Below are 11,905 nucleotides of genomic sequence, written 5' to 3' on the forward strand. Positions count from 1 at the left end.
AGTTTTGTTACGAGATTCAACATTTCTGAATCGCCTCATATCGTTGTTGAATGTAAAAAACAAGAGGTTTCAGAATTAGAATTTACTCAGGCAGTAGAGCAGGGTTTTAGTTATGCGGTGGCGGAAGGAGCGAAATATGTTTGGATAACTTCCGGTATTAAAGATGAATATTATCAAGTACCAACAGAAAAGCCAAAGGAAAGAATTACTATCACGGATATTCCACAATCGGGAGTGGAAACATTAGCGCGTTTTAAATATGCTAAAGGTGGTGGTATTTCTAATGGACAAAAGTTATTTGAGTTAACAGTAGTTACAGAGGATGAGTTAACCCGTCGTTTTAAGCAGGCTCATCAATCCTTATGGGGAGGGGGAGAGTTGAATCCCTCAGAGGCTTTTGACGAGTTAGATAAGCTAATTTTTTGTAAAATTTGGGATGAAAAGAAAGCTCGCAAGGTAGGGGAACCCTACGATTTTCAGATCTTTAGTGTTGCTCCTAAAGCTAATGAAAAAGAGGAGGAAAGAAAACAACGGGAAAATAAGCAATTAAGTGAGCGCATTAAAGCTTTATATGAAGAAGGCCGTCGAGCAGATGCAGAAGTTTTTAAGGATGATATTCGCTTAAGTCCAGAGAAGTTGCGGACGGTGGTGGGTTATTTAGAAAGTATTAATTTAGGCGAAACAGACTTAGATAGTAAGGGTCGCGCTTTTGAGACGTTTATGGGGTCATTTTTTCGCGGAGATTTCGGGCAGTATTTGGGAGCATCTCACTTACGCGATAAGTAATTATACTTAGCCTAAAAGCCACTCTTAATCGTGTCTTGGAACGAAATAGAGGCTTTTAAAGACTGCGTACATGGAGAATTAAAACAAGAATTACCCTCGAAAAGCCTATTTTTCCACTAAGTATTTATGCTCATTGCAAAGGTGAGATGCTCCCCAGTATTTTACACCTCGACAAATTGTTAAGTTTATTGTGGATGTGCTACCCATCAAGCACAATTCTTTAGTTTTAGACACATCTTGTGGAAGCGGTGGTTTTCTGCTTCATGCGTTAGAGAAGGTTCGTACGGAAGCTGATGAATACTATCCCAATTATCAAACGGATCCGAAAGAATATAACAAACATTATCAGCATTGGCATAATTTTGCTCAGAGTAATTTGTTTGGCATTGAAATTAATGAACAGATTGCTCGGGTTGCCAAAATGAATATGATTATCCATGATGATGGTCATACCAATGTAATTGCGGCGGATGGTTTACGCGATAGCGAAGATTTAATTAAACGGACAGAAAATAAAGGCTTTACATATAATCGCTTTGATTTTGTTATTACTAATCCGCCTTTTGGTTCGGTTATTAAACAAACGGAACAGGCTTATATATCCCAATATAGCTTTGCGATGAAGGCGGTAGATTGGTTAAATCCTAAAAGTAGAACAACGGAGCGGGATAGCCAAAGTACAGAAGTTTTATTTCTTGAGCAATGTCATCGTTTTTTAAAGGAAGGTGGCTATTTAGCGATGGTGGTTCCTGATGGTATTTTGACTAATTCAAGTTTGCAGTATGTCAGGGAGGGAATCGAGGAAAAATATCGCATTGTGGCGGTGGTTTCGATGCCTCAGACGGCTTTTTCGGCAACGGGAGCGGGGGTTAAAAGTTCGGTTTTATTTTTGAAGAAGCATTCGCAAGCAGTAACGGAAAGTATTCAACAGGCTAAACTGACTTTACAGGAGCAAATTAAGCAAGGTAATGATTATTTAAAGTTATTGGATAAGATTGAAAATAATAAGAAGCGGCATTTAAAGGAGTTACGAGGTTTTGATAATGCTCAAAATTTGTCCGGTAAGGCGTTGACGGATTCGGAGCTTTATAAGGAGTGGAAAAAGTCGGTCACGGCGGAATATAATGACCAAATTGAGGCTTTAAAGGAGTCTTTGAGTGATAAGTATGGGGAAGAAAAGCAAAAGGTAATCGAAGATTATCCGATTTTTATGGCAATTGCTGAAGATATTGGTTATGATGCAACGGGTAAATCAACTAATAATAATGAGTTAGATTTTATTGGTCGGGAGCTTGCGCGGTTTATTGAGTCGATAGAGTCAGGTAAGGATGGTTTTTTTTTAAGTCTTGATGTGGATAAGAATAAGGTATTTTTCGTCAATTTTTTCAATCTTATTGCTAGAATTGATCCTTATTACCACAGGCCAGATTTTTTGTCGATAAGGAAAAAGTTAATAAATAATCCATTATTTAATAGGATTGGAAGATTAATATTATCTTGGAATCGAGGAGATGGACCCCGTGATGGTTTTTATACAGATGATTATCAAAATGGGGTCTATTTTCTTCGTGTAAACAATCTTAAAGAGCATACTATAAATTTAGAAGATGTTAAATACATAACTAGATATGTCCATGAAAATACTCTTAAAAGATCGCAAGTTACTGCTGGAGATGTAGTTTTTGCAATTAGTGGAACAAAAGAAAACCTTGGAACAGTTTCAATAATTCCCGATCATATTTCTGAAGCCAACTTAAATTCAGCATTGGTGACACTAAAATTAGATTGGTCAGTTATAAATAAGAAATATTTTTGTTATATGTTTGATTTAAATATAACAAGAGTTCAAATTGAATTTATTGGTAAAGGAACTGCTCAAAATAACTTAAATAATGAAGAAATATCAGAGATTCACATATTTTTACCATCTATTAAAAAACAATTAGAAATAGTTGATTTTCTTGATAAAAGTTATCTTTCAAAAAAACAAAAAGAACTGGAAGCACAGCGATTACTAGATAGTATTGATGATTATCTGTTAGGGGAGTTGGGGATTGAGTTACCCGAACCCGAAGAAAATACTATTCAAAACCGAATTTTTATCCGTAACTTAAGCGAGGTATCAGGCGATAGGTTTGATTGCAACTATAATCATAAAATTAATTATATACTATCTCAAACAGGTAATTATAAAATTGAATATTTAAAAAATTTATTAATTAAGCCACCTCAGTATGGAGCTAATGAAATAGCAATAGATAAAAATAATAGTGGAGAAATAAATTATATTCGGATTACTGATATTGATGATTTAGGTTTTCTTAAAGTTCGAGGGCTGAAAACGGCTCTTAAAATTGAAGATAAGTATATCTTAAATCAACATGATTTGTTGTTTGCTCGTAGTGGCTCTGTTGGCAGGTGCTATTTACATCAAGATAATAAACAAAAAGCAATTTTCGCAGGTTATCTAATACGTTTTGTTTTGAACACTCAAATAGCAAATCCTTATTATATCTTTTACTATTGTCACTCAAAAATTTATAAAATGTGGGTAGATGCCATATCTCGTTATGCTGTTCAGTCAAATATTAATTCTGAAGAATATAAATCTCTTCCTATTATTTTACCTCCTCTTGAAAAACAAATCGAAATTAGTGAGCATATCACCGCAATTCGTAATCAAGCCAAACAACTCCAACAACAAGCCAAAGACGACCTAGAAAAAGCTAAACAGGAAGTCGAAGCCATGATTTTAGGTGATGACTAAAAGCCTAATTTATCGGCTCTTCTAGGTTCTGTGTGATCAGTTTAACTTACAATATGATCGATCTTTGTGTCCTCTGTGTCTTTGTGGTTCCTTCCACTCCCTCGCCAGCAGGACTGTATCTTAGAATCCATTTTACCCACCAAACCTAAGAGAGCCATATTTTTAATACACTCGACCGCGCCAACTTTGGGGACGGGTAAAAGCAGAGATAAAAATGCGGATAACTGCCAGCGGATCCGCGAGGGGAGATAGCCAAAATAATCCCGAAGATAGATTGACTTTTTCGCCCCGATAGTAACTAGGAGAGACAGCCAATAAAAGGGCAAAACGAATCAATAACAGCAGCAGGTTTAAAGTCAAGACAATTTTTAAACTCAGGAAATTGTAGCCAAAAATCAAAGCTGTGAGCAGTAAAGGGGTGATAATTATCGGTAATCCCTGAGTAAGAGCTAATAAAGCTAAATCGCCCCATAATTGCCCCTGATAGGAGGCATCTTTGAGGTCAAGAGATCTGCCCCATTCGCGCCAAGTTTCCTTAAGTCCTTCGTACATCCGCACGCGAATCAACTTCGCCCCATCGAGAAATCCCACCCGATAGCCTTTCGTTGCCGCTAGACGGGCCAGGGTGACATCATCGCAAAAAGAACCTTTTGCCCCGCTATAACCGTCTAAAGCCGCTAAAACTGACCGCCGGCAGAGAAAACATTGACCATTGGCCATGACTCGTTGGGGATCTTGCCCGCGCACTCCGGCCGCATCAAAGCGATAGAGCAAAGTCATCAATAAAGCCGGCTGTAACCACCATTCTCCCGGATAGGAGAGGATAAATTGCGGCGACAGGGAAACTAAATCGTAACCTTCTGCGATCGCAGCTTTGACTAAACTAGCCACTAAATTTGCTTGGGGTTGCGTATCGGCATCAATGCCCAAAATCCAGTCACTTTTAGGAGAACTAAACAAAAAACCATTGTGTAACGCCCAGGGACGACCTACCCAATCGGGAGGCAAAGCATAATCGGTTTTCAAGCGAAAGCGGGGGTCTTTTGCCGCTATCTCTTTGACTTTTTCCCGCGTACCATCTTGGGAATTGCTATCGACAATCAGAATTTCTCGCACTTCGTAACTCTGTTGACTCAATCCCTGTAAACAACCGTCAATCCTGGCCACTTCGTTTAACGTCGGCACAATCACGCTTACTGTCCCTAACATCTCCGGGGTGGGAGGTTGGGGAGTCAGGGGAGGACGACGACGCGCCCCTTTTAGCAGACGGGAAAGAAGGATAAAAAAGGCAACAGCCTGAGACAGCAGTAGCCCCAGGCAGAATGCACCGAGAATTATCTCAGTTAACAACTTATTTGGCTCCTCTCACCGAAACAACGGGGATTTTTAGGGTTGTTACTTCGCTGGTTGCCACTGTTTGCCCGGAAGCAACAGCCTTGGCGCGATTATAGAGGAGTGTTAAAGGCAGAATACCGGTGAGTAATCCTAAGAAAATCGGCGGATAAATACCAGCACCGATACTCATGACCGTAGCAAAGCCAAAATTACCCAAATACATCACAAAAGGCAGGGTTAAATCTTGACTTGGCAGTTTCACCGGTTGCACTTGCCAGATTAAAGTGGCTACCGTCATAAAAACACAGCCCGTACCGAACCAACCGGCAAAATTTTCATAGGGCATCCCAAAGAAGGCCCCCGGTTGTTCCCAAATCCAGAAGGGCATGGTAGTTTGACTCATGGCCGGATCTAGGACAAAATCCCAGGAAGTTAATAATACCGCCCCGATAGCGATCGATCCTAGATTTTGTAGCCACTGGGGTATAGCAAGAGTGGATAAACCAACACGAGCGATGATATAGGCACTAAAACCGAGATAAAACCAAGATAGGGGGATAGTAAAGGGTACTAAACCCGCAATTTTGTAACCTAGGCCCGAAAGATAACGATAATGACCGAAAGGAAAGCCGGTACTGGTTCCTAATAGTTCGCTACAAAGGGATAAACTGATAGCGGGAACCATGAATCCTAACCAGTGCCACACTCCTAGAGTCCGATAGGCATAAACAGCCACCGCTGCCATTCCTAACACCATATACACCACACCCCCCCCGGCCATTGACCAAGCAAAGGCGGTTTTGCCAAAATCCGGTAAATTGGCCACAAATTCGGGATGAGGCAAGACTAGCAACAATCCCGCTAGTCCAAAAGCCATCGATACAATATGACCGATGAGCAGAGCTTTTTCGATCGCAATTAGTCGTCTCATTAAATCTCTAGCACTGCGAAAGGATAATCATTTTCAAGTTTACAAATCTTTATTAAAGAATTATTACGCAGATCGGTCACTTTCGGCAAAAAACTTTTACAGGGGTTAGGGATTTGTCTGTGGTGGTTGTTTAGGAGTCAGCAGGCAGGAGTCAGTAGTTAGGAGAATTAAGAAGGAATAATAAGCAATTAAATTGTCTATTTAGAGATTTTATGCTACTTTATACTTAGTTTTTTCTTTTTTTTCAACCCCCAAAAATTAAGTATGGGAGAGACAATGACTAAAAATGCCTGAAAATATATGTTAACAACCATGCTTTTAGACTAAAAAAAGGGCATTCTAAGATTAAGTCCTCTCGATCACATAGGGATTGCAGCGGTTCTTAAAAAAACTCTCTCCATCAGACTCACTATAAATTAAAACGGTAGCCTAGCTATGTCGGCAGAATCTAGACATCGGCGCTTACTTGCCAATCGATACCAACTGGTCGAGTTGATCGGTAGCGGTGCCATGGGACAAGTATATCGAGCAGAAGATAAACTATTGGGTGGCGTAACCGTCGCCGTGAAATTCCTCTCGCAAACTCTCCTCAACAAAAGAATGCGCGAGCGTTTCGAGCGAGAGGCAACTATTTCGGCACTTTTAGGCGAAAAAAGTATTCATATTGTTAAAGTTCGTGATTATGGTGTAGATGAAAAGGATGTCCCCTTCTACGTCATGGAGTTTTTGCAGGGGGAAAGCATGGGTGAAATCATCAAATATCACCCGCTGCCTCTCTCTCGCTTCCTCAATCTCGCCCGTCAGATTGGTTTCGGCCTGGAATGCGCCCATAAGGGTATTATCTTCCAAGGCGAGATGTGTCCGATTATTCACCGGGACATCAAACCAAGCAATATTCTTGTGATTCAGGACTCAGGATTAGGGGAATTGGTGAAAATTCTCGATTTTGGCATCGCTAAACTCATCCAATCGGGAGAATCGGAAACCCAATCTTTTATGGGAACCTTAGCCTATTGTTCCCCGGAACAGATGGAAGGTAAAGAACTCGATCATCGTTCCGATATCTACAGTTTTGGGATTATGATGTACGAGATGATCACGGGAGAAACGCCCCTTTTTCCCGATAATTCCTCCTTTGGCAGTTGGTATGAGGTTCACCACTACGCCGAACCCCGTCCCTTTAATCCTAGCTTGCAATTACCGCCAGAATTAGAACAGTTAATCCTGCGCTGCCTGGCCAAAGCACCCAGCGATCGCCCAGAAAGTGTTACAGATATACTACAACTTCTCGAAGGACTCGAATCCCTAGTCAAAAATGAAATAGTCAAAAAAACCGACGATTACAGCACCAAAATCAAAACCCTTAATGATTTAAATCAAACCATTGTTGCTGCCGCTAATGCCAAGGATATCTGTCTCAAGTCCAGTTGGCCCCAGGACAAACCCCGCCAAAAAATCGTCTTCCCACGCTGTCTCCAGGCTGCTGACGGCGTTTTTGCCAGTTTATGGGTAATGTTGGATCGACAGGATATCGCTGTCCGGGTTGCTAGTGTCCGTTATAATCAATTCCTCTTTTTGCCCGCACCCCACCCGATGATTCTCTGGATTACTGTCCTCTATCATCGTCAATGGGGGCCTCGCTGGTTGTCCTGTTATTTGGACTTAAAAACCCCCCAGGGTCAAAAAATTACCAAAACCCTCGCCGAAACCGGTCAATACTGGATTTTATTTTTCCCCCTCGAAGGCAGCCCGATCTGTGAAAATGTGATCACCGCTAATATTCTCCCCAATCAATGCCAAATTTTGCAGCAATGGGTGACAGATGGTCAATTGGCCCAGGTTGGCAACCCGCAAATTAGCAAGCGGATGTTAAAACGGAAACTCGAGCAACTCAAACCCCAAATTCTGGCCAAATTAGCTTCAGAACTGGCTGCGCAGCCCTAAAAAATCAGGGAGGCGTTAACTAGGGTTTGCGGCAAAAAGTTTGTTGGTGGGGGCAGGGTGTGGCCCCCCAACCCCCCCGACATCGGGGGGGTTGGGGGGTGTAGGGTTTCACCGATTTTGAGGGGGTCAATTACCTAATTTTCAGGGAAAAAGTCCCTGAATTTTCCCCCCGACCACTCCCCTATCCGGTACTTTTTGATTGACAAAAAGTCTAAAAGTCTTACCCAACAAGGTTTTTAGATTTATTCAGCCAACTTTATCTATTCACCCAGATTACAGGGGTCGATAGACACGGTAATCAATATTGGGGAAAATATTGTCGATTTCCTCGACTTTTTGCAACCAACCAGCATCAATCTTCTCGGATTTCACATCTTCATAGATTTTATTTAACCGCAGCAGGTGGGAACGAGTGCGCCGGACAGCATAGGGAACCATTGTACCGGTTCGCATAATAAACGCCCAATCGGAAGATTGCGCCAATAATAACTCCCGGGCCGCCTGATTTAAAGCCCGTTGCTGCAATTCATCCTCCGCTTCGTGATGACTTAATTCAATCATCCGTTCCGTGCCTTTGTGCAGGTGAGGATAGATCCAAGCGTTAGTTTCATTCAGCCAGTATTCATGGAAACCCTTATAACCCCAACTGGATTGGGAAGGACGACAGACCTGCTGAGTCGGGTTAGCCCGGAGATAATCGGCTAAATGGGTCATTTGGTAGATATTTTGGTCATACCAAGACTTGCGGAACAGAAAATCAATAAACCAGGGTCCCTCATACCACCAGTGACCGAATAACTCGGCATCGTAGGGAGAAACCACCAGGGGAGGACGGCCCATAATTCCGGCTAAACTCTCCACCTGCCGCTCGCGATTATACATAAAATTGCCCGCGTGTTCGGCGGCCTTTTCTTTGGCCCAGTAGGGGTCATAAAGCCCTTTTTCCGATAAACCACCGTCCCGGCTAGTAATTTTGTGGTATTTAATGCCTATATTCTTGCGTTGACCGTTGGGCATGATATAGGGCTTAATATATTCGTATTCCGCTTCCCAGCCCAGATCTTTATAGAATTCCCGATAGACCACATCCCCCGGATAACCGACTTGGGAAGACCACACCTGTTGGGAAGATTCGTGGTCACGACCGAAAGCAGCCACCCCGGTTTCCGTGAAAATGGGCGCGTAACTGCCGTAACGGGGACGCGGACGACCGTAGAGAATGCCGTGGCCATCGACGAGGAAGTAACGAATGCCCGCATCGGCTAACATTCTTTCTACCCCTTCGTAGTAGGCACATTCCGGCAACCAAATGCCCTTGGGACGACGACCGAAATTTTCCTCGTAGTGTTGACAGGCCACCTCGATTTGCGCCCAGACCGCTTGCGGGTACATTTTCATCAGGGGCATATAACCATGAGTCGCACCACAGGTGATAATTTCTAGGTTATTACTGTCGAGGAATTGTTTAAATGCCTTGACCAGATCCCGATCGTATTTTTCCCAAGTTTGTCGGATACTTTGGAAAGATTGAGCGTAATATTCGGCTAAGTAGCGAATATGCCCATGGTGTTGATTGTGGTCGATTTCTTTAGCAATTAATTCTTCTAACTTACCTAAGTGTTCTTCATAACGCTCTTGCAGTAACGGATCCCGCAGCATCGACACCAACGGCGGAGTCATGCTCATGGTCATTTTAAAATCGATACCATCCCGTTGGAGACCTTCAAAAACTTGCAGGAGAGGGATGTAGGTTTCTGTGATTGCCTCGTATAACCATTCTTCCTCGAGGACGTAATCGCTTTCGGGATGGCGGACGAAAGGGAGATGAGCGTGGAGAACTAGGGCAACATAGCCAAAAGCCATAGGATTTCTTCTTAGAATTAAGGAATAAAACTTTAAGATTAGGTTGAGTAGATTTTATACTATCTTAAGCTTCTACAATAAAGAATATGATAAAAGTCGATCGATCGTCGATCGATCCCGTCAATCCCTAGGTTTACTAATTTTCCGATGCTCCCATCTAACGAGCCACTGACTGCTTTAGGGAGAGAGACGACAACGCCTCTCTCGATTCAACTTTTGCTGTTTGTTGATGACCGTCCCAGTTCTCAAGAAATTATCCGTCAAATTCAGGCCTATCTCCAGTCTTTAAAGTCTGATTACCCAATTGACCTACAAATCATCGAAATTCGCCAGCAACCTCATTTAGTCGAACATTTTCGCCTTGTAGCTACCCCCGCCTTGGTCAAAATTGCCCCCGGCCCCCGCCATACCCTCGCGGGCAGTAATCTGGTGGAACAGTTTAAAAAATGGTTGGTACGCTGGCAAAAAGCGATTAAAGAGGAGGTCAAAAATAATCACGCTGATGATGCACAACTTCAAGAGGTAGAACATTCGGGCGAACTCATCCGCATCGCCGATGAGGTTTTTCGTCTCAAACAAGAAAAGGAAGAATTATTAGAACAATTAAAATTTAAAGACCAAATTTTGGCTATGTTAGCCCACGATTTACGCAGTCCTCTCACCGCCGCTTCCATCGCCGTGGAAACCCTAGAATTAGCCTATCATCAACCAGATACTGAGCGCAGTCTGCAATTACGAGAACAACTGCACCAACAGGCCCGCAAACAGTTCCGGATTATGAACCGTTTGATCACGGATATTCTGCAAGCTTCTAAGAGCATGGCGGCGCAATTCACTCTCCACCAGAGTAAATTCTATCTGCAAGCCCTCTGTCAGGAAATTTTGTCTCAATTTACCGATACTTTTCAGGAAAAGACTTTAATTCTCCAAAGCGATATCCCCCAAGATCTGCCCCCCGTCTATGCTGATGAGGAGTTAATCCGACAGGTGATTATTAATCTCTTGGAGAATGGCATCAAATATACCCCCACCGGCGGCGCAATTACCCTTTCTGTCCTCCATCGTACTACTCAAAAAGTACAAGTGAGCATCAGTGATACTGGCCCCGGCATTCCCGAAGAAAAACAAGAGCATATTTTTGAGGGTCATGTGCGTCTCAAACGGGATGAGGGTAAAGAAGGTTATGGCATCGGTTTATCGGTCTGTCGCAAGATTATTCGCGCCCACTATGGTCAAATTTGGGTGGATAGTGTCCCTGACCACGGCAGTAGTTTTCACTTCACCCTGCCAGTTTATCGCTAAAATGCTCCGCTAACCAATTATCAATGTCCCCTAAAACTAAGTCGGGGATTTCCCAGGGGAACAGATGGGCCGTATCTGGGTAACATTTCCACTCAGACAGTTTCAGTTTTTCGGCCGTTTCTTGGCTCGAGGCACTGGTAATATGGCGATCATTTGCCCCCGCCAGAACTAAGCAGGGAATTGTGATTTTGTCAAGAGATTTTAAACAATTGTAACCTTTTTTTAAAGCCCGATTTAAAGCGCGATTAGCAGCTGGAGAAGTGCCTAAGTAGGCAAGAACAGCATCTTGAGCGAGATATTGATAAGAAATCGCTTGATGTTGTGAAAAAAGGTACTGAAACAGGGAACGACGAGCAAAAGTATCAATATTCCAACGCCATCCCGGTTTGATCTGATTGAGAATTGCCGCCATCCCCGTCAAAATCAGATCCGTGGTGGTGATAGGAGGATGACTACCCCAAGGCCGCGCGGCCGAGGCCACTAGAATTAAACCAGGAAAGCGATCGGGATGCCGCAATACTAATTCCAGTGCGATTATACCCCCCAAAGACCAACCGAGAATTAAACATTGCGGGATTTTTTGGCGATCGAGCAGCTCGATTAAATCCTCTAGATGTTCTTCTAGCTGAAAATCCAGGCGATAACGACTTTTACCGTAGCCGCGCAGATCCGGGGCCAGGGTTTGCCAGCGTTGGCAAAAATGATCGGTAAATACAGACATACTGGCTGCCGAACCGGGATGACCGTGCAGACAGAGGATCGGATAGCCATTACCTTTGATCTTAACGTTGAGAGCGATCGACATTGAGCAGTTATCAGTTATCAGTTATCAGATTTGAGTTTTAAGTGAGCAGTATGTAAGTACCTAAGCAAAATTAATTACACACATCTAACCCCGCTCTTGCCTCTTGCCTCTTGCCTATCTTCACTAGGAAATTAATTTTGCACGACTACTTATTAAGCGAGCAGTATTAAAT

Annotated in this window: 7 protein-coding genes and 1 pseudogene; 4 read left to right on the forward strand and 4 right to left on the reverse strand. The window is 42.9% G+C overall.

Annotation, left to right across the window (positions count from 1 at the left end; all coding sequences use genetic code 11):
* Together MICAI_RS21525 and MICAI_RS28045 are read left to right on the forward strand one after the other, a co-directional pair.
* The coding region (locus MICAI_RS21525) for a type I restriction enzyme HsdR N-terminal domain-containing protein (protein ID WP_232306250.1) at window positions 1-786 on the forward strand (786 nt) is incomplete at its 5' end.
* A gap of 190 nt (window positions 787-976) precedes the next feature.
* Window positions 977-3,553: pseudogene (locus MICAI_RS28045) on the forward strand (N-6 DNA methylase); the annotation flags it as partial.
* 162 nt (window positions 3,554-3,715) lie between these two features.
* Here the strand turns inward: MICAI_RS28045 and cruG are convergent.
* Both cruG and cruF read right to left on the reverse strand, forming a co-directional pair.
* A complete protein-coding gene (gene cruG / locus MICAI_RS21535) occupies window positions 3,716-4,903 on the reverse strand; it encodes a 2'-O-glycosyltransferase CruG (protein ID WP_008207061.1) in 1,188 nt (395 codons plus the stop codon).
* A 1-nt stretch (window position 4,904) separates the two neighbouring features.
* Window positions 4,905-5,819, reverse strand: a complete 915-nt coding sequence (gene cruF, locus MICAI_RS21540; protein WP_008207062.1) for a gamma-carotene 1'-hydroxylase CruF — start codon at window positions 5,817-5,819, stop codon at window positions 4,905-4,907.
* A gap of 435 nt (window positions 5,820-6,254) precedes the next feature.
* Here cruF and MICAI_RS21545 point away from each other — a divergent pair, with 435 nt between their 5' ends.
* Window positions 6,255-7,763: a serine/threonine-protein kinase gene (locus tag MICAI_RS21545; RefSeq protein WP_008207064.1), complete on the forward strand. Its 1,509-nt coding sequence runs from the start codon at window positions 6,255-6,257 to the stop codon at window positions 7,761-7,763.
* A gap of 273 nt (window positions 7,764-8,036) precedes the next feature.
* Here the strand turns inward: MICAI_RS21545 and MICAI_RS21550 are convergent, their stop codons facing one another.
* Window positions 8,037-9,626 (reverse strand): glycoside hydrolase family 57 protein, encoded by a 1,590-nt coding sequence (locus MICAI_RS21550; RefSeq protein ID WP_008207066.1) that lies wholly within the window; start codon window positions 9,624-9,626, stop codon window positions 8,037-8,039.
* Between the two features lie 147 nt (window positions 9,627-9,773).
* Here MICAI_RS21550 and MICAI_RS21555 point away from each other — a divergent pair, with 147 nt between their 5' ends.
* Window positions 9,774-10,928, forward strand: coding sequence for a histidine kinase (locus MICAI_RS21555; RefSeq protein ID WP_008207068.1), 1,155 nt, complete (start codon window positions 9,774-9,776; stop codon window positions 10,926-10,928).
* Here the strand turns inward: MICAI_RS21555 and MICAI_RS21560 are convergent.
* Window positions 10,906-11,733: an alpha/beta fold hydrolase gene (locus MICAI_RS21560; protein ID WP_008207069.1), complete on the reverse strand. Its 828-nt coding sequence runs from the start codon at window positions 11,731-11,733 to the stop codon at window positions 10,906-10,908. The two genes, MICAI_RS21555 and MICAI_RS21560, sit on opposite strands and share 23 nt — an antisense overlap.
* Between the last annotated feature and the right edge of the window lie 172 nt (window positions 11,734-11,905).

Source organism: Microcystis sp. T1-4 (genome assembly GCF_000297435.1).
Taxonomy (GTDB): Bacteria; Cyanobacteriota; Cyanobacteriia; order Cyanobacteriales; family Microcystaceae; genus Microcystis.